We start from the raw sequence: 20,596 nt of genomic DNA, 5'->3' as shown, positions 1-20,596 counted from the left end.
TTATGTTTTTTATAATCCTAATCTGACTGTAAATGTAAATTGCTTAGGTACGGGGGTAGATACACCACCGGAACGGAAAAACTCCGGATCCTGCCCGTTCAACTTTGAGTCGGCATACAGCAAACAAAGATTAGTTGCCTGTAGTTTAAGTTGTAACTTATTCAACCGAAAGAAGTTAATCACTTTAGCCGGAAGATCATAAGAAAGAGATATCTCTTTCAACCGGATAAAACCACCGTCGGCAATACGTACATCCGAATAATTATAAGCATTATATGCCATATTCAAATAAGCATATTGCTGATTCATTCGTGTACTTACAATAGTCGGTATATTAGTAACATTTTCATCTCCTGCTTTCATCCAGCGGTTCTTAAACTCTTTAGGCATAGCATCCAAGTCAGAATAAGCGTTACTGAAAACGGGATCCAGACGAATTACGTTTCCAAAAGAATAAGTAACGAATACATTCAACTTCAGATTCTTATAAGTCAAAATATTACCAAAACTTCCGGTAATGGTAGGATCGGTAGGACCTTCATATTTCAGAAAATCCAACTTTTCATATTCCTGAAAATTAAAACTTGAAATTGTTTTTTGCCCATCCTGATTAATAAAGGTAGGCAAGCCATCTTCGGTTAACCCTGCGAAAGGTATCGAAAAGAGTCCCCTCACCGGATATCCCTCACGACCAAATCCGTTACCGGAAATCAAGCTCAGTACATTTGCATGTGATTTCAGATCGGTAATCTCATTCTTCGTTTTAGAAAAGATAAAATCGGTATTCCAACTAAAATCTTTGGTCCTCATATTCTTGCTTGAAATCGTCAATTCGATACCGGATGATTTCATCGAAGCAATATTAGCATATTTAGCGATTGTCCCACCGGCTCCCTGGGTATTGATTACTCCGATTAAGTCAAAATTATTGCGCCGGTAGTAATCGGCGGCAAGATTCAAACGATTTTTTAAGAAACCTAAATCGATACCCACATTAAACTCATGTTTCTTTTCATAAGTGAGCTCACTATTTTCAAGTTCGGTAATGCGCATTCCCGATTCTGTAACACTGGCCGAAGGACGCCAAGGTGAGTAACTGTTGAGGATAGCCTGCGAATTAGTCACAAAAGCAGGTCCCCGATCGGCAGTCAAGCTATAAGATGCCTTCAATGTGGCATGCGACAAAACCGGATTTGTGAAATTTGAATAGAATTTTTCTTCGTGTACATTCCATGCACCGGCCACGTTCCAAGTAGGTAACCAACGTGCCGAACGCGACTTTCCTAAACGGTTCGTACCTTCGTAACGCCCAGTTCCCGTCAGAGTATATATACCTTTATAAGAATAAGTTCCCATGAAAAAGAAAGCTACACTGCGAGTGTAAGTTGCCTCATTGGTATAATAATTGGTATTTTCTTCCTTCCCCTGTTTAAATACGTTATAATCATAAAAAGGAGTACCTCCCTTGTCATATTGATATCCCCATCCACGAAACCAACTCCGGGTACGGTCTATAGAACTATTTTCAAAACCTCCGAAAAGGTTGATAATATGTGTATTATCGATACTGGTATTGTAAGTAGCTGTGGCACGTACATCAAGTCCTTTCATACGATAATCCGTACGGGTATAGATACCGCCCTCCGGAAGAATAGTGACAGGCAATGAATTGATCTGATCGGGATCAGTATACAGTAGCGGATTACTGTCACGGATAGTGGCGTCTCCCATAGCGCGATAAGATTCAGCTTGGTTAGAATGATCCTTTATATTATGTTCCTGCCCGGTAGAAGAATATTTGATGGCAGCCAATCCACTCAACTCCAACCCTCTCACAGGTTTCCATTTCAATTCACCTTGGAATTTAAGATCCGCCACATTCAAGTCAATATAATTATTATCCAATTCATGCAGAATATTAAAATCAGCATAGTTACGAGTGTAATACACGTATTTTCCATTTTCATCCGTACACTGCAAAGTTCTTGAAGTATTCAGAGCGTAGCTGTAAGGATTAATATCAAAATCGCGCTTTACCTGTCCGTTCACCACATCCAGTTGTTGACTCAATGTACCGGGAGCTACTTGTTTACGATAAGAACCGCTTCCTAAAATCAGAGCACTCAATTTATCCGACAAATTAAAAGAAGCATTCATATTTGCCGTATACCGATTTACCGAACTTGCCTTTGTCCACCCCGGATCATTATAAAGACTAAGCGAAGCATACATTTTCGCCTTTTCCGAACCGGTAGAAATACTGACAGAGTGTGTCTGAGCTATATTTTTATTGAAAAGGATATCAAACCAGTTCGTATTGCGCATTTCTGCATCTCCCAAATATGCGTATCGTGCCTCAGGAGTATTGGACAACAAATAACCACCAGTATTGGAATCGTAGGTATTTATCATCTGATACATCTTGCCATATATACCGCTGTTGGAAGCACGGGCAGTTTCGGAAAACAGTAGCCATCCCTTGTCCTCCATCTCCTTATATACATCCATCTGTTCCTGGGAGTTCATTATATTGAATTCTGAATAATGCGGAATCATACGATAAGTAAATTCTCCGGTATAATTGATACTGCTTAGTCCGGCCTGTCCTCGTTTAGTTGTGATAACTACCACACCCGCCATCGCTCTGGCACCATAGATCGAAGTTGCCGACCCGTCTTTCAGAATCTGAAAACTCTCTATATCATCGGCACTAAGCCCCGATATAGCTGAACTGATTAATGTAACAGCATCACCCGACGACAAATCATCAGTACTGACATCGACCACATCTTCCATAATTACCCCATCCACAACCCATAATGGCTTAGAGTTACCATAAATAGAGGTTGCTCCACGTACCCGTATTTTAGGAGCAGTACCAAAAGTACCCGAAACATTTTGTACAGATACCCCTGCTGAACGTCCCTCGAGCGAACGACTGATGTCAGGCATACCATCTATACGAGCCTTAGATGCATCGACTTTATCAGCAGCACCGGTAAACAACCGCTTATCTACTTTCGACATACCGGTAACAACCACTCCCTCCAGCATTTGGGCATCCGATTCCATTTCAATTTTTAGATTCGACTTTACTTTTACTTCCTGGGATTTCAAACCGACATAAGAAATTATAAGTTTGGAGGATAACGGTAATCCTTTAAAAATAAATTTCCCGTCAATGTCGGTAATAGCACCTTGTTGGGTACCCTTTACCTGAACGTTTGCCCCTATGACAGGTTCATTATCCTCAGCATAGACAACGATTCCGCTCACATCGATAGTTTGCGCCTGTATCCAGCCGGTATATATAAATAATACACATAAGCAAAGCGGTAACAGTGTTTTTTTACTCATACTGATAATGTCTTTAATATGAATTTTAAGAACAGGGGATGTACCGATGTAAAGATACATCCCCCTTGTAGAAACAAAATGTTAGTTATTTGACAATAAACTTGCCAGTCTTTGTTACAGACCCGGAAGTTAGAGAGAGAATATATACACCACTTTCATAAGTATCCAATTCAATTCTATCTGTATTTCCGGTATGAAGAACCAGTTGCCCGTTTTCATTGTAAATACGAACGGTTTGATAATCACCCGCCAGGCAAAGAGTATGTCCGGCTACATAATATCCGCTTTCTTCCGCTTCTGTATTTTGCATGCCTACATTCGGATCTGTTCCGGTCTTTTCTATTTTAGTAGAATACAGATTGAAAGCCTGTGTACTAACCGGAGTCTCTACCAGATAGCCGAAATAGTAAAGTCCGTCAGCCTGTATCGTTATACTCCCGCTTGCAGTAGCCCTATCACCGGAATTATCATCACCGCTTGCCACCAAAGTCGTAAAGGCATCGGGCATATCTTTATCTGCCATATAAAGTCTGATGTATTGTTCCATACTTTCCGGTGCAGAAGCTTTAATAATGATACTGTAATCAAAAGTAGCTTTAATAATGTCCCCTTTCTTTAAGCTCATAACCGGAGCAACATAAGCTCCCGGACACGGTTTATAAGTAAGCCCCAAACCTGCATCATCTCTGGTGACTTGTGTCTTCATGAAAGTTTCATCACCGATTTTTGCAACAGTCCATTGTTCAAAATGGCTCTCCGAAGGATTATAATGATACCATTCACTTTCTCTGTTAGCAAAATCAGCGACATACGGATCTGTCTCTATACTCAGTCCAGTAGTAACAGGAACTTTGATCGTAAAATAATCCATAAAAATAGCACTACTCATCGTATTCGTCGTTGTACATTTCACTCCGATATAGTAATGTCCATCTTGAGGAATAGTGATCGTATTCACAACTTTTTGATACTGTCTTCCGGGAACAAGAGCATTTTCCACTTTATATACAGACATATTCATAGCATCGGCAACAGGAGAATTACCCAAGAATATTTCAAAGCTCTGTCCGTTCTTTTCCGGTGTCGGATTACCGCTGACTATCAACCAAGTACGATAGAAGAATGCAAAATCATAAGTCCCGGCCGGGATTTCAATACATCCTGAGAATGCCCAATCTCCATCTTTACCAGCAGCACCAGTGTGGCGTATACCGCCCTTACCGGAATAAGATGAGTTAGCACCGGTAAAATTGTTTCCCGTAGCCCATCCACCTTCAAATTTCCACTGAGTACGCTCTAAATCCGTTTCAAGATCACCTACATAAGGAATCGTTGCCGCCTTGTAGTGATTTATGACAGTCGATGAAAATACTTTATTATTATAATCATCACTATCAGACGCATCTTTGACTTCGCCACATAATGAATAAGTGCCTGGAGTAGAAATATCAGCTTTTTCATTAAATGCATATTTTACTGTTGCCCCCGGCTCAATACTCCCAGTATAAATCTCTGTGACAGTTTGAGCAACATTGCTACTTTCCGTACCATCCTTATAAACAGTATAACTTAACGGAATATTTGTTTTTGTTTTCGATCCATGATTCATAAAAGAAATGGTAACCTCCGCATTATTTAAATAGAATCCGTTCTGGGCAGAGGAAACAATACTCTCAATTGCCATATCGTCAGCATCATCTAAACGTACATCATCCAGAATAATATCCCGACCACTACCATCATTATAAAATGCAAGATAATAATTACCGGCTTCTTCTACATCAAGTAAAATATATCCTTGACGATAATATTTAGTATTATCGACCGGAAGCGTAATAGAGGGTGTACTTTTCTTGAAATCAGCATAATAGTCCGTTTTCCCCAAATAAACTTTCAGATTAGAAGTACCCGATGCATATAGAGTAGTATAATAGAAAGAAAGACGTACTTTGCCTTTAGGTAATGTAATAGCCGGAGAAATCAACCAGTCGTCATGAGTCACTCCACTGAAAGAATTGATATAAGCTGCATATAGTCCCTCTTTAGCATAGTTGGTGTTTCCACTGACAACTTGCATCACATCCCAATATACAATATCCTTTTCAGAATTGTAAGTGATCCAGCTTTTCCAGCTTTCATCCTGTTCAAAACTCATCTTGTAGGGGAAACCGAATGCCTCATAAACTTCAACCGTAGTAGTTGCTTCATCATTACTTTTATCTCCGTCCGATTGCAATGCACTCCATACTTTTAATTCATTTGTTCCTAATTCACTAAAATCAGCTTTAGTATCGAAAGTATAACTCACCTCTTCACCTAAAGGGAGTGAAGCAATTACTCCGTCAACCACTTTCCCATTCTTGAACTGATAATGAACAGGCACATTCTGCAAGTCATCCTTACCGATATTCTTAAATACGGCAGCCACTGTTACCGAATTATTTCTCATCATTGCATTGGCATAAGGAGAGGTTATCACTTTGATAGCCACATCATTGTAAGGATCACATATTTCTATATTACGCATCAGAAGTTGTGAAGTGGCAACGTTTACCATTAATCCCAATGAATATTTGCCTAATTCCTTCACATCGACCGTCAATCCTCCTTTAGCCCATTCATAAGCTGAAGCAGGAATCTCTTCGGATATACCGATCGGTTCATAATCAGAATAATTGAAATTACCAAGAGAAGCCGTCGCTTTAAAACCAGAAGCACATTTATATTCAAAATTAATACGCACCTGTCCTTTGGGCAATACGATGCAATTACTTGCCAAAATACTCGTTTTGCTCTGATATGGAGAAAACAGCCAGCTATCTTCTCCGCCTTCGGCCACACTAAACCACTTCCAATAAGCATTCTGTCTGCCTACAGAAGTAGAACTGCGGAAAAATTTCGGAGCATTTTCCGTATTCATCTTATATGGATATTCCATAGAACCAACAATAGTGACTGCAGTAGCCAACGTATCATTATACAAGTTTGCATCATTCGGTGCCTCTACCCACACTTTAATATTGTAAACACTATCCATATTCTGGCGTGGCTCAGTAAGTTTCACCTTTTCATTGAAAATGTATTCTTTCTCCTCACCACTATTCAACGCTTCATTTATATTCTCCCTTACAATCGGATTATCGTCAACCTGATAACACAACTTATAAGAAGAAGACACAAAGCCGGTATTTTTAATAGCTGCCTTTAAAGTTTGTTCCAACTGACACCCATCTGCAACTCCACCAACTGAAAAAAGAGCCACATCCGGCGAAGGAGTTTGGGTGATCCTCACGTGATCCAAATACATTCTATTAGCAAGGAAAGCACCTGCTATACTCGGAGTATGTCCGAAATTCCAAAATGCAATATATACCTTTTTACCGGCATATTTTCTCATATCTATGGTATAATTGCCCCAAAGTAACACATTTTTGGGAGCAATCTGAAAAACCGTATCTGTAAAACAGATTGAATCTGTGGCAGTAGTGGACACCATCACTCGTAATTTGTAAGGTTCTACAGTCGTAGCAAGACCATTAAATGCCGCATTAGCTCCCAACATGAAACTAAGATAATCGTTTTCATCAATTGTAATTTGCGGGGTGATCAACCATGAACTGGTCCATGCAGCCGACATTCCGAATCCGGAACTCTGAGAAAAAGCGGCTTTTCCACCTTTATACCCTGTCAAATAAGAATCATTCGGTTCCATTTGTTTCCATGCAGGAAAATTCGTTAATGAAGGATAATCAATAAAGCGTGTTGTCCAACCTTCAGGCGGAAATTTATCACTCTCAAAGTCTTCATTTAATGATTGTGCATGCATTGTAACTACAGCAATCAAAATGAAATGCACAAATAGTAATACTTTTTTCATTTGAATTGTATTTGAGGATTAATAATTGCTATCTGACACGCTCCGGCGCCATCTAACGTTCACGATGACAAAATGAGCGATTTTTGATTTATTATCATAATATTTTTCCCTGCATAAACTACTTTACTATTTTATTTAAGAAAAAATATACTACGGCACATTTAATTAAAAAACTGATACACAATAAAATATTTTTCTTTTTCAAAAAGAGTTTTTTCATTGTCATAAAGTTATTTTTAAACGCAACCTTTAAAAATAAACGTGAATATTGTTTAAGATGGAACATATAATTATCTTTGCAATAAATACAAAACAAAGAAACATGATACGTAAAATTCTTTTGATCGCACTATTTATACATTGTTTAATTGGAGAAATATTCCCGCAATCCACCGCTATGCCTACCAAAGGGATCGAGAATATTTTAAGTCAATCAAAGGAGATTGCTTTGCAACCATACTTCACCGATACCATATTGGCAAAAAGAATAGACTCCCTGACCCATGCCACACACTCGGATCAACAGTTCTTTGAAATCATATTTCAAACCGGATTATCGCTGTGTAACACCAATCACAGAGAAGAAGCAAGCAAATATTTGAGTTATTGCCTGTCCGTCATAAAAGATATATATCCCAAAATACCACAAAACTCACTTGTCACCTATATCCACATCATGAATCAGATCGGTTTTGTATACAATTGTATGGGATTGCCTGACCTGGCGATGAACTACTATTCAAAAGCACTCGATTTTTCCCAAGAAAATAATTGTAAAGAAGAGGAAGCCATACTTTGCAATAATATTGCTTCCATATTACAAGCACAAAAAAAGTACAGCGAATCTGACTCGCTGTTTAAAAAGGCCATTGTTATTAACGAAGAATTCAAAAACCCGCAAAAACTATTTGTCAATTACAATAATCTTTCAGTCAACTACGCCAAAAGAGAAAATTATACCAAAGCACTCGAATATGCCTTTTTAGCCATGCATCAACTGGACGCAGTCAACGACTCCGATATGGTGATATTAATACAACGAAATATCGGTTCTATCTACTTAAAACAAAAAGAAACCAGATTAGCCCTTCAAATATTGAAACAGGTAGAGAAATATCAGATAAAGCACCATCAAGAATACTATCTGGCAGGAACATACCAAATCATGCATAACATATACAAAGCGATGGATCGTAAAGAACTGGCAATTGAGTATTTGAAAAAAGCACTTGCATTGTCCGAAGAGCATAATAATATCATGGATAAGACAACCCTATTAATAGAGCTTTCCGATTGCTATGCTAAAGAGAAACAATACCATACGGCATTCGCCATGCTGAAACAATCGACAGTTTTAAAAGATTCCATATACAAAATAGATGAAGAAAAAAGGACCAAAAGCTTATCTACTGCATACAATGAAGAACGAGCATTACAAGAGAAACTCATCCAAATAGAGAATGTTCATGACGTAACAATGCAAAAGATCTATATTATAACGGCTTGTGTCATTATCATATTGTTATTAATCGCAGGATGGATAAATTACAGGCTGTCAAAAACGAAAAAGAAAACCAAAAAGACACTATATCATTATGTCCAACAAAAACGCGGACAGATGGAACGTCAAGAAGAAAAAATTATTTCTTTATTAAATGAACAGGAAAAATTGAAACTGGAACTGGAACAAAATGAACGTAAACAAATCTATTATTCACTGCAAGATACCAAGAATAAAGAATTTATAGCCCAACTGACCGACCGACTGAAACAACTTTTACTGGATATGAACCCTAAAGAAATTCAAGTCAAGAAACAGATACGAGATATCATTTCGCAACTGAATCTGCTCGACAGTAGTAATGTATTACAAGATTTTCGCGACTCTTTCGAAAGTATCCATCACCATTTTTATGAAAACCTGAATGAAAAATACCCTAACCTCACAATGAAAGAAATGCGTTTATGCGCATTACTCAGGTTAGGCCTGTCCACCAAAGAAATTGCCGATATAACTTTCAAGGAAGTGCGCAGTGTAGAGTCGGCCCGCAATCGTCTGCGCAAGAAATTACAAATCGACCAGACAGAAGATCTTCAAAAATTTCTAATGAGCTTTTGACCCTCTTTCCTATTGTACATAATGAGTCCAAACAAGCGTTCAGCTCAGAGACAACTGCATGTATAAAGCATCCGCTCCATCATGATAAATCTGTTCAATAATCATAATATCCGGAATATCAGCTATTTGCGGTGCACACCATACTCTTTTGCTAAACAGGTCAAGAGCATCTGCAAAATGATCTTCCTCTTCCACACTCAACTGATTCAAAGATAAAAACTGAATATTTTCTATTTGATTTTTGGAATGGGTATTCATAGCCACCTTTATAAAGGTGCATGATAATTCTCGAAAATAAAACGGGCAATACGTTCCACCCCTTTCTCTTTACAAGTACCGAAATATACATTCAAGTACCAGATATTTTCTCTTATATTATTTTTTTGTATCCATTGATAGCAAATCTTTTGAAGGTTACTATCCATGCGAATCCCCGTTCCTGCCTCTACTTTATTAATAATGTCCACTATGGGAATTACTTTATGCCCCCGTGTCTGTGCCAGCAATGAGCTATAATAACCTTCTGAATTGTAACTGTAATCGTTACTCAAGTTAATAACCAGTTTACGATCTTTACCTTGAGGTTTATACTTCAGATAATCGGAAACTGTCAAAATGCTGTTCGTTTTGGAATAAGGTTTCCAATCGGCCAAGCTGTCCACTAAAACAAGTACATTATTCATTTCATCGTCTACAAATCGCGTAAAAGTAATCAAATAACCCATGTAAAAAAGGAAACAGGAAATAATTATTTTCATAGATAATCAAGCCACTCTTCCCCCTCCCTCAAAACAAACAGGTTTCTCGTTCTGCATTCGGCATCGGAGACAAGAAATATGCTGCAAAATGAATAAAAATCTCATAAAAAAAGTACAATATTATTATTATAACATTACCTTTGCACACACTAAATGCATACGAAATGGATGAAGAAGAACTAATTCTGAATGATACTCTGATTAAGAAATGTGAAGAAGAGGGAATTGTTATAGCTTTAGTTGCTATCAATAGAGAGACAAAAGAAATTGAATTACCTCAAAATTTGAATGACAAAGTAAAAGATCCCAATTACTATGTTTGCTACTGTCATAAAGACAAGAAAGGAAAATATATAATTCAAAAGATAGAAGAAACTGATCTGTAAAGATTAAAAAGCCGGAAGTAAACAGGGAGCTCGTAGAGAGCACCCTTTAGCCGGCTTTATTAATCTGATATTTCCTCCTCATCTATTTTCGATGCGGCATAATCATCCAAAAACAACTCTACGTTTTCGGCATGATGAGCTATATACGCAGCAGGTCCGGTATCACCGGAAGTACACATCTCCTCTACAACATCGGCTTTACTTTTGCCGGTAATCAGGAAAATGACACGCTGCGCGTTTATTATCGGACATCCCGTCATTGCTATACGTTTCTGCCCGTTATTCGGGTTATAGCTCACTTCATATATTTTATCAGAAGACAACAGACTCTCCTGTCCCGGAAAAATAGACGAAGTATGTCCATCCCCTCCTGCTCCCAATAATACCACATCAAACACAGGCCAACCGTCTTTCATCGCTACGTTATTCTCTACCATACGAGAATAACGGACCGCTTCTTTTTCCGGTCTTTCTTCTCCCTTAATACGAAATACGTTTTCATAAGGAATAGGTACCACACCCACCAATAATGAACGCATCATTCCATAATTACTGTCCGAATTCTCAGGAGGAACACATCGTTCATCTACAAAATAAACTCTCATTCTCGTCCACGGAGTAATATCGCTATATTCGTTTGCCCACAAGTCAAACATCAGTGCAGGAGTACTTCCACCGCTAAAGGCAAAATTAAAAGTCTTGCCGGGTTCATCTATCATTATCTTTATCAGATGAAGAATCAATGCGCGTGCCGTCTCCATGGACGAAGGATATATAAAAGGTTTCATAATTCACAATATTGGTCTGTGTTTGTCAAATTTTTACAAGGGTTAGTCCATTCCGCACCATGCTCATGCATCATGGCTTCACTTTCAAGAGGCCCCCATGTGCCGGCAGGATAACCATAGAGCGGTGCATCGGGATGTTCTTTCCAATATTTGAGAATCGGATCGAAAAAACGCCAGGAAGCTTCAACGGCATCACTTCGGGTAAAGAGAGTGGGATCTCCCTGAATACAGTCATCAATCAGCCGTGCATAAGCATCTCCACTGGGAACACCGCCGAGCTGGTCATAGCTGAAATCCATTGTTACCTGCTTCACTTCAAATCCGGCACCGGGCACTTTCATTCCAATCTTCAATACGATACCTTCATTCGGTTGCAAACGCAAAATAAGTTTATTGGCACGGGGACAGTTACCTCCCGCACAATGAAACATCTGATGCGGTGTTTCACGGAAGTGTACCACTATCTCCGTCACTTTTGTCGGCATCTGCTTACCGGTGCGAATATAAAAAGGAACGCCGCTCCAACGCCAGTTACTGATACCCAGTTTCATGGCAATATAAGTTTCGGTACGTGATTCCGGACTCACATTCTTCTCCTCCCTATATCCCTTCTTACTGCCGGAAGCCGTATATTGCCCACGGACAATATGCTCTTCAAAATCCTCTTCGGTCAGCGGTGTTAAAGATTCGTACACCTTTACCACTTCATTCCGGAAAGTATCGGCATTGAACACGGCAGGAGGTTCCATTGCCGTCAAAGCCACAAGTTGTATAAGATGGTTCTGTACCATATCGCGCAAGGCACCGGCCGTATCATAGAAACCGCCACGCTGTTCGATACCTAAATTCTCGACAGCCGTCACCTCTATATAATCAATGTAGTTACGATTCCACAAAGGTTCGAATATGCCATTGGCAAAACGGAAAGCCAAAAGATTCTGTGCCGTTTCCTTTCCCAGAAAATGATCAATACGATAAATCTGATGTTCCTCAAAAACAGAAGCATAAATCCGGTTCAGTTCTTCCGCCGAATAAAGATCGTATCCAAACGGCTTTTCTACAATAATCCGAGCGCGTCCGCGATTAAGATGCGCTTTCTTCAAATGCAAAGGAATCACCCCGTAGAGAGAAGGGGGCGTAGCCAGATAAAACAACAGATTATCCGGTTCTTTCTCATCGGTAATCTCTTGCAAACGTTCCCGAAGCCGCACATACCCCGCTTCTATAGCAGGATCAATCGGCAAATAATAGAGATGCTGTGTAAAACCATCCATCAGTTCTTTATCCTGTTCGTCGGGTTTCACAAACTGTTCCAACTCTGTATAAATATAAGCCCGGTAATCAGCATCCGAGTAAACGGTACGCCCCACTCCTATTACAGAAAAACCTCCTTTTAGACGCTTGTCCCTGTATAAGGAATATAGAGCAGGCATCAATTTACGTTTGGTAAGATCGCCCGAAGCTCCAAATATTATCATTACGAATTTATCCATCATTTCTATTTTTATCACTAATCACTAAACCACTTATCACTAATTGTTGTAAGTACCCGACTTCGTATCACCACCGTGTCCCGTCCAATTTTCATGGAAGAATTGGCCCCGGAGTTCATCTTTTCGTTCAAAGGTATGAGCGCCAAAATAATCGCGCTGCGCCTGAATCATATTCGCAGGCAAATTAGCAGACACCAATGAGTAGAAATAGTTCAATGCCGAAGAGAATGCCGGAACCGGAAGTTCCTCACGCATTGCTTGTGCCACCAGATTTTTCCATCCGGGTAGCAACTCCTTAATTTCATCACGGAAATATGGTGCCAGCAACAGATGTTTCGGCTTATCTTTCGCTTCAAAAGCGGCGGCAATATCGTTCAGGAAAACACTACGGATGATGCATCCGCCACGCCACATACGAGCAATAGACGCCAGATCGAGTTTCCACCCGAAAGCATCGGAAGCGCGCTGTAATACCGCAAATCCTTGTGCATACGATACCAGTTTAGATGCATACAATGCAGCAAAAATGTCCTTTATCATTTCCGGTTTATTATAAACTGCCAGCGAATGTTTACACTGGAACTGACGTGAAGCAGCCTCACGCAAATCTTTTTGTGCCGACAAACTACGCTCAAATACCGCCGTAGCAATCAGCCCCAACGGCATCCCTAACTCCATAGCATTAATAACAGACCATTTTCCCGTACCTTTCTGCCCGGCAGCATCCAGAATTTTATCCAGCAAATAGCCTCCTGCCTTATCTTTGTGGCGCAAGATGTTCGCTGTAATTTCTATCAGATAACTGCGAAGCTTCCCTTCATTCCAACGGGAGAAAACATCCGCCATATCTTCATTGGTCAGATCAAGCAAGTTCTTCATCACCCAATATGCTTCGGCAATAAGCTGCATATCTCCATATTCAATGCCATTATGTATCATTTTCACAAAATGCCCCGAACCTGCCGGGCCGATCCACTCACAACAAGGCGTTCCGTCGGGAGCCTTTGCTGCTATACTCTGTAAAATAGGCTTAACCTCCGGCCAGGCAGCCACCGAACCGCCGGGCATAATGGAAGCACCATTCAAGGCTCCTTCTTCACCACCCGACACACCGCTACCCACGAAAAGAAAACCTTTCGATTCAGCCAACGTTACACGACGGTTTGTATCTTCAAAATTAGAATTACCGCCATCAATCAAGATATCACCCGGAGAAAGTAAAGGGAAAAGTTGTTCCATAAGTTCATCTACAGCACTTCCTGCACGAACCATCATCATTATTTTACGAGGTAAGGCGATAGAGTTGACAAAATCGGCAATATCCGTAAATCCTTCAATATTCAAGCCTTTGGCCCGTCCATTGATAAAACGTTCCACTACCCCTTCTTCTACTCCCGGCACCGTACGGTTGTACACCGAAACTTTCCATCCCTTACTTGCCATGTTTAAGGCTAAATTCTCACCCATTACAGCCAATCCTATTAGCCCAACATCCGTTTTATTCTGTATTGACATAATTGTAATATTTATCTATTTACTTGTTTATTCATATAACACGCACAAGAAGAATTTGTTCGTCTATTTACAGAAAAAATGCTACTTTTGTAGCAAATAAATTAAGTTTCGATTATGAAGAAAATCCATATCGGCCTGTTGCCCCGTATAATTATTGCCATTTTGTTAGGAATCGCAGTCGGACATTTCTTTCCAGCTTCGCTGGTTCGTATATTTGTAACGTTCAACGGCATCTTCAGTGAATTCCTTAATTTCTCTATTCCACTTATCATTCTGGGGCTCGTCACCGTTGCCATTGCCGACATTGGCAAAGGAGCCGGTAAAATGCTGCTTGTCACTGCACTGATAGCCTATGGTGCAACCTTATTCTCCGGTTTCCTCTCTTATTTCACCGGTGCCACCTTATTTCCGTCTTTAATAGAACCGGGCAGGCCGCTCGAAGAAATCAGTGAAGCACAAGGCATCCTGCCTTTCTTTTCCATCTCCATCCCACCGTTAATGAACGTAATGACCTCACTTATACTTGCTTTTACGTTAGGACTCGGATTAGCCACCCTGCATAGCGACTCCTTAAAAAATGCCGCACGCGATTTTCAAGAGATCATTGTCCGCATGATCAGTGCCGTTATCCTCCCCTTGTTACCTCTCTATATTTTTGGCATTTTTCTTAACATGACACACTCCGGACAAGTCTTCTCCATTCTGATGGTGTTCATCAAGATCATAGGAGTCATTTTCGTCTTACATGTCTTTTTACTGATTTTCCAATATTGCATCGCTGCTTTGTTCGTTCAACGCAATCCCTTCAAGTTATTAACCCGAATGTTACCCGCCTATTTTACGGCATTAGGTACCCAGTCATCAGCTGCCACTATCCCTGTCACATTGGAACAAACTAAAAAAAACGGAGTATCAGCCGATATTGCCGGTTTCGTCATCCCCCTTTGTGCCACCATTCATCTTTCCGGCAGTACACTGAAAATTGTAGCCTGTGCACTTGCCTTGATGATAATGCAAGGTATGCCCTTCGATTTTTCCCTCTTCTCCGGATTCATCTTTATGTTGGGCATCACCATGATAGCTGCTCCGGGTGTTCCGGGCGGTGCCATTATGGCCTCTTTAGGCATCCTACAGTCGATGTTAGGTTTTGATGAATCTGCGCAAGCATTGATGATTGCATTATACATCGCAATGGATAGTTTCGGTACAGCCTGCAACGTAACGGGTGATGGTGCCATCGCGCTGATCATAGACAAAATTATGGGAAAAGAGAAGAAATAAAGAATTCGATCCTATCAAAGATACCCTGATTCTTCAGTTCCTGTAAAATTTTCTCTTCATTGCTACTGCAAGCTTTAGATATACCTGCTACGGCACGTATTAAACCGGTATGCAATCCGAACATAAATAAAAGACGCGCACCTCTTTGTACACGTCTTAAAAATAAATCGGGTAACCGCATATACCACTTAGTCCAAAGGTTGTGTCAAATTGTCCATTTATACTTGTATCCTCTTTATTTTCAACAGATTTACATCCATCTAAGATTTAATTCATAACTATGCAAAAAATACGCTCAGATAAACAGCTTTTTTCTGTAACACATGTTTCAAAGCGATGTCAACCGGAATAGAACAACCCATATCCTCTATCACCTATAACAAAAATCTCCCGATTCGTCATGCAACGATCGGGAGACTCCAGAGTTATTCTACTTTAAAATATTTATTAAGCCATTAAAGCTTGTCCGCCAAATACACCAGCCAAAGCACTGGCCACGGCTATCACTACTTTCAGAATTGTATCCCAAATCGTTTTCTTCATATTATTTATTCGTTAGTTGTTTATTACTTGTAAAAAAAATCAGATACTGCGCAGTCAATCCTTAAACGTACATTTTCAATCTTTAATCATGTCATTTCCGACTCTCAATCATCAGCCGGTCACTTCATCAAGCTGCCGGATCTTCTCCTTCTCCGCTACCGCCTCCCGACGGTCCTTCTTCCGAAGTGTCATTTTTCAATAAATCGGCATGCAGAAACTGTACCCCCTGCGTCAAAGCCCTTGTCGTGCCAATGGCAGCCGGGCGTGTATATTCGGGAGTAAACCGACATTTAAGAGCAGTGATCTGATTCGGACTTACCTTATCGGCACTTTCCACCCCCTTCCCTCTTGTGCAGGCTTTCATCGTAAACGTACCCAGACCGTCCAAACGTACCGAACGGCTGTTCAAAAGATATTCACGCATCACAGACATAAGGTTGCGTACCACGTTCTGCACATCACCTGCTGTAAGGGATGACTTCTCTGCTATTACCTCAGCCAATTGCTGGGTAGCTACTGTACCTCCGGCCTTCACCAGATTCAAATGCCACAATTTGGCTCCTGCTTTGTTTGCTATCGGTGATTGCACCGCTTTGTAAAATAAAGGCATAATTAATTCCTCCGTTTAATGTTACTAATCGTTTTTTTCATTCACATATTTTGTTGATCAACAGTGCAAAGATGGAGGTTTATCAATAAATGGCAAAAGAAAAGAAGAGCTGTAAGGTAGTTTTTCTCAGAAAAGTTATAATGTATTATTAATTAATGATTTATAAATGCGCATACATTAATAGGAATCATAAAAAAGAGCCAGACTTCTCCTCATTAACAATGGGGAAATCTGGCTACAACTACACTTGAGATGAAAAATGTAGTACAAAAGAATTACTAGATTTTCAAGAAAAGGTCCTCCTTAAAATTGAGCCACACCTGACTTCATATAAGGAGGACCGCACAAACAAACAATAATATTAAGCAGAATTACTATGATTCACATCAGAGTAATCCGGCATTCCTTACGTCATCTAAATCTTTTTAGTAAGGAAGAAAGCATTGAACGAATTCAATGTTTACTTTATACGGTCGTTTTCTTCTGTTTCCAAACAAAATAGGGAACGCATCAAGCTTATCCAACTCTTGAATATGCCGGTATACCCAATTCAACGCTGTAGAGAAGATATTTGGTATCCACATCTTTAAAGCGATCCACCACACGTTCCGAAGACACTTATCAACCGGAATCCGGGCAACTATATCAAGAACCATACAATGAGCACTTACGGACATTAGGGTTATTTTATTATCTAAAATCCGCAATTTCATCACCATATTTTTCTGCACTTTTACGTATAACATCAAGACCATGCGTTTTTTTAATACCATGATATGTATTAGAAAGCTTAACAGCCCTTCCCAACTGATAAGTTAGTGGTATCTTGAAAATCACATCATTTGGTTGATATAGATGAGAAATGTCATCAATATGGTTAAACCTGCAATTATTCATTGTCTTTATTCCCAATCCTGCTGAGTTATATCCATAACCAAAAATGTTGTTCGCAGTACTATTTGCAATTGAATATTGCATCAACCCACCGCCCAACGAATGGCCATACACATTAATTGGAAAATCTTTAAATTTATGTCTTCTAGCACGACTATCTGATACCGATTGAACTATACCAAGAGCCAGTGTGTAAATTTTATCAGGTCCAAAGAAAAACTGTCTTAGATCCGTAATTAAGTTATGAATATCTTCCGTACCTGCAAATCCAACATATATAGCCTTATTGATATCTTCATCTCTGTATGCCACATAGGTATTTAGGTTTCCCGGTAAATGTTGCTTCCCACAAATATCTATACCGCCTTTGCTCTTAAAGTCCAATTTATAACGTTCCAAATAGACGTCAGCAGATATTCCATTTGCAATATCCACAGATTTAGCAGGAATCGTATAGGCTAAATCTGCATATTTTATACCATCAAGGAGTGTATCCATTGCATGTATTTTCTTTTTCCGATTTGTTTCCCAAAAAATACGAGGTATATGATAACTCTGATAACCACTCAAAGCAGATATATAATCTACAACATGAAATTTAGCCGCAAGCGAATCCGTGATATCCAACAAACGCAAAATTCCAAATAATCCGTAATCTATACCATCATTTATTAGGGTCTTTCCTTTTGAGAACAAACTAACTATAGTATTAAAATACCTCCAGTCTCCGTAGGTTGTCATTTCAATCGATTGCCACATGTGCATCATGGAGTTGTGAAAGCTCAAAAATTCTAAGACCGTGACGTTACCCAGTCTTCCTAAAAATTTAGCAATACGATTGAACAACAAGTTTTGAAGATTTTTTCTGTCATAATCGGACAGTGAATCATAAGGGCCATAGTTTCCTTCTAGAGAGAAACACTTATCTAAAACATGAAGAATCTCAGATACCTCATTAATATATCGCTCCTTCGTCTGATGATCAAGCCTCTGTCGAAGTCTTTCTAGCAAATTCTCAACACCATCATGAATAAATCTATTATCATGTTCATCAAGAAAATAGAATTTCTCCTCATCAATAGGCAAAATTTCATTTAGGAATGTATCCAAATTCTGAAAATGACGTCTAAGTTGCTCAAGAAAACTATGAGAATGATAAGATAGTATAGGATAATCCATATAGTATAAAAGTAATGTCAATGATAAACAGGTACAAACCCTAAACGCTGAATCATTTTCTCCACGTCATCAGGCCAAAGATTTTTCTGATTAACCTTTATCCAAAAAGCATCACTCTCAGTTCGCCAACGCTCTTTTAGCAGGTCATGATGGTTTGCTTCTACTATTTTAAAACTGTCTATTACATAGAGTGTGTATAAAAGGTCATCAGTATCTACGATGAAACAGGAGACAAGTTTGTCAAATATTGGTGATTTAGAATCTAACCGGTTCATAAAAAACCTTAAAGTCTCCTTATACGGAATATCCATATAACCAGCAAGTTTAATCTGATACTTCAACCTTTCATAAACCCCTACCAATATAAACTCGGAAAGCTCAGAAGCAACCTCTATCTTTCCTAATAGATCAATCCAAGAAAGAAGAACAACACATTCTCTGTTGATACAACAATGTTGGGCTTCTGCCGGAATCATCCAAGCCTCAAACCTAACCTCTATAGAGGCCAGTTCGTTCTCAAATGTCTTCTGACAGTCCTCCGAATATAAATCCGGCATGAGGTTTGCTCTTGCACGAATCACACGAAGCTCAGGTTCGCCGACCGCATTGAATGTAAAGCAAAGATGTATCAATTCTCAAGCGGTATGAATACTGAACGAGTATCTGCAGGTACATCTCAGATGTAATCCAAAACAGTACAATCAACTTGTCGCTTATCGGTAATGCACATTTTGAACGGTCGGTTCACATGCGACCGGTATATAACATCCCAAAAGATACCGTTGGGGTTATTATTACTCTTTATGTGAAAAGCTTTGAAGTCCTCATCGTGCCATAGCAAGTAGCGATTTCCTACATGTTCCCGAAACTCCCACAGATCAATACCAAAGAATTTTTCAGAAAGCTCTTTTATTTGCTTCTGGAGAATTCAACTGACAAATTAGTTGTAATTTTAGAACAAGACTTGTGTAGTCCGCTACACTCTATGGAAAAATGATTCCTACGATTGCCTGTTTCTCTGCTATGTCATACAGAAAAGACCACTGCCTTTCAGTCGGAGCAACAGTTAGACTTTCTTTAGTTCCGATAAAAACCTATACAAGTTGAAAAAAGATATTATTTGATTCAATCATCTCAAGTTAAACCTCTTCACCTGCAAACTTCACCTTGAAGCCAAATACTGTGGCAAAGATCATTTCGATATCTTTGATGAAAGAGTACTGACGGTAATAATAACAGTTGAGCCGTACCTTATCAGGGTATATTACGTTATCATTGTACTCCGTGGCAATCTCTTGTATAGGGCGAATATCACCTTCTGCCTGTTTTTTAGCAACATAATCAGATATCATTTCGTCTTCTAAACGATACTTGAGAGTTGCAGGACCAGTAATACCAGGGCGAAGTTTCAGTACATCCCGATCGTCCCCAGCGAGCTTATCCGCATACCCAGGAACATCAGGACGAGGGCCCACAAAACTCATGTTGCCAATCAACACATCCCACAGCCCAGGCAGCTCATCCAGCTTATAATGTCGAAGAATCGCGCCAAACGGAGTGATGCGCGAGTCACCTGCCACCGACACCGTCGAGCCATTGTGATTTACCGTCATCGTGCGGAACTTATGGCAGTCAAACAGCTTTCCACCCTTGCCCACACGCTTCTGCACAAAGAATGCCGGTCCCCCAGACATCTTCACCTTCACCATTATTGCCACTACGAGCAACACAGGCCAAAGAAACAACAAACCGAAAAAAGCAATGATTCGGTCAAATAACCATTTTAGTATCATTTT

The 20,596-nt window shown here is 39.7% G+C and carries 13 protein-coding genes and 1 pseudogene; 3 read left to right on the top strand and 11 right to left on the bottom strand.

All coding sequences use genetic code 11. The annotated features are described in order from the left end of the window. Positions 1 to 9: 9 nt before the first annotated feature. Both RB604_RS13610 and RB604_RS13605 read right to left on the bottom strand, forming a co-directional pair. Positions 10 to 3,357 (bottom strand): SusC/RagA family TonB-linked outer membrane protein, encoded by a 3,348-nt coding sequence (locus RB604_RS13610; protein WP_055294741.1) that lies wholly within the window; start codon positions 3,355 to 3,357, stop codon positions 10 to 12. Between the two features lie 85 nt (positions 3,358 to 3,442). Continuing rightward, a complete protein-coding gene (locus tag RB604_RS13605) occupies positions 3,443 to 7,234 on the bottom strand; it encodes a T9SS-dependent choice-of-anchor J family protein (protein ID WP_007480644.1) in 3,792 nt (1,263 codons plus the stop codon). Positions 7,235 to 7,556: 322 nt separating this feature from the next. Between RB604_RS13605 and RB604_RS13600 the strand changes: the two genes are divergently transcribed. After that, complete coding sequence (locus tag RB604_RS13600; RefSeq protein WP_007480642.1) at positions 7,557 to 9,353, top strand: tetratricopeptide repeat protein; 1,797 nt, start codon at positions 7,557 to 7,559, stop codon at positions 9,351 to 9,353. Between the two features lie 120 nt (positions 9,354 to 9,473). Here RB604_RS13600 and RB604_RS13595 read toward each other — a convergent pair. Continuing rightward, a pseudogene (locus RB604_RS13595) lies at positions 9,474 to 10,036 on the bottom strand (RimK-like ATPgrasp N-terminal domain-containing protein); the annotation flags it as partial. 239 nt (positions 10,037 to 10,275) lie between these two features. Here RB604_RS13595 and RB604_RS13590 point away from each other — a divergent pair. After that, the gene (locus RB604_RS13590; protein ID WP_005932658.1) at positions 10,276 to 10,497 is read left to right on the top strand and encodes a hypothetical protein; all 222 of its coding nucleotides are present in this window, start codon (positions 10,276 to 10,278) and stop codon (positions 10,495 to 10,497) included. A gap of 59 nt (positions 10,498 to 10,556) precedes the next feature. Here the strand turns inward: RB604_RS13590 and pgl are convergent, their stop codons facing one another. From pgl to gnd, 3 genes are read right to left on the bottom strand one after another with little or no spacing between them, the layout of a single operon-like run. Then, complete coding sequence (gene pgl, locus RB604_RS13585; RefSeq protein WP_007480635.1) at positions 10,557 to 11,285, bottom strand: 6-phosphogluconolactonase; 729 nt, start codon at positions 11,283 to 11,285, stop codon at positions 10,557 to 10,559. Next, positions 11,282 to 12,778 carry a glucose-6-phosphate dehydrogenase gene (gene zwf, locus RB604_RS13580; RefSeq protein ID WP_044093992.1) on the bottom strand — a complete coding sequence of 499 codons (1,497 nt, stop codon included), beginning with the start codon at positions 12,776 to 12,778 and terminating at the stop codon, positions 11,282 to 11,284. The genes pgl and zwf overlap by 4 nt, the downstream gene beginning before the upstream one ends. 39 nt (positions 12,779 to 12,817) lie before the next feature. Next, positions 12,818 to 14,293: a decarboxylating NADP(+)-dependent phosphogluconate dehydrogenase gene (gnd, locus tag RB604_RS13575; RefSeq protein ID WP_007480631.1), complete on the bottom strand. Its 1,476-nt coding sequence runs from the start codon at positions 14,291 to 14,293 to the stop codon at positions 12,818 to 12,820. A 114-nt stretch (positions 14,294 to 14,407) separates the two neighbouring features. Between gnd and RB604_RS13570 the strand changes: the two genes are divergently transcribed. After that, positions 14,408 to 15,574, top strand: a complete 1,167-nt coding sequence (locus RB604_RS13570; RefSeq protein WP_005932668.1) for a dicarboxylate/amino acid:cation symporter — start codon at positions 14,408 to 14,410, stop codon at positions 15,572 to 15,574. Between the two features lie 447 nt (positions 15,575 to 16,021). Here RB604_RS13570 and RB604_RS13565 read toward each other — a convergent pair whose 3' ends face one another. The 5 genes from RB604_RS13565 to RB604_RS13545 form a co-directional block, all read right to left on the bottom strand. Next, on the bottom strand, positions 16,022 to 16,117 hold the full coding sequence (locus RB604_RS13565; protein WP_007480625.1) for a smalltalk protein: 96 nt from the start codon (positions 16,115 to 16,117) through the stop codon (positions 16,022 to 16,024). A 127-nt stretch (positions 16,118 to 16,244) separates the two neighbouring features. Beyond that, positions 16,245 to 16,727, bottom strand: a complete 483-nt coding sequence (locus RB604_RS13560) for an HU family DNA-binding protein (protein WP_007480622.1) — start codon at positions 16,725 to 16,727, stop codon at positions 16,245 to 16,247. Positions 16,728 to 17,417: 690 nt separating this feature from the next. Beyond that, positions 17,418 to 18,800, bottom strand: a complete 1,383-nt coding sequence (locus RB604_RS13555) for a Tle-like phospholipase domain-containing protein (RefSeq protein ID WP_007480619.1) — start codon at positions 18,798 to 18,800, stop codon at positions 17,418 to 17,420. A 17-nt stretch (positions 18,801 to 18,817) separates the two neighbouring features. Next, positions 18,818 to 19,432 carry a hypothetical protein gene (locus RB604_RS13550; protein WP_147398878.1) on the bottom strand — a complete coding sequence of 205 codons (615 nt, stop codon included), beginning with the start codon at positions 19,430 to 19,432 and terminating at the stop codon, positions 18,818 to 18,820. 507 nt (positions 19,433 to 19,939) lie between these two features. Next, positions 19,940 to 20,593, bottom strand: coding sequence for a sugar transferase (locus tag RB604_RS13545; RefSeq protein WP_007480616.1), 654 nt, complete (start codon positions 20,591 to 20,593; stop codon positions 19,940 to 19,942). Positions 20,594 to 20,596: the final 3 nt, after the last annotated feature.

It is taken from the genome of Bacteroides salyersiae, assembly GCF_031172035.1.
Taxonomy (GTDB): Bacteria; Bacteroidota; Bacteroidia; order Bacteroidales; family Bacteroidaceae; genus Bacteroides; species Bacteroides salyersiae.
Note: the sequence above shows the minus strand (reverse complement) of the source record. Positions and strands in the feature narration are given on the sequence as shown.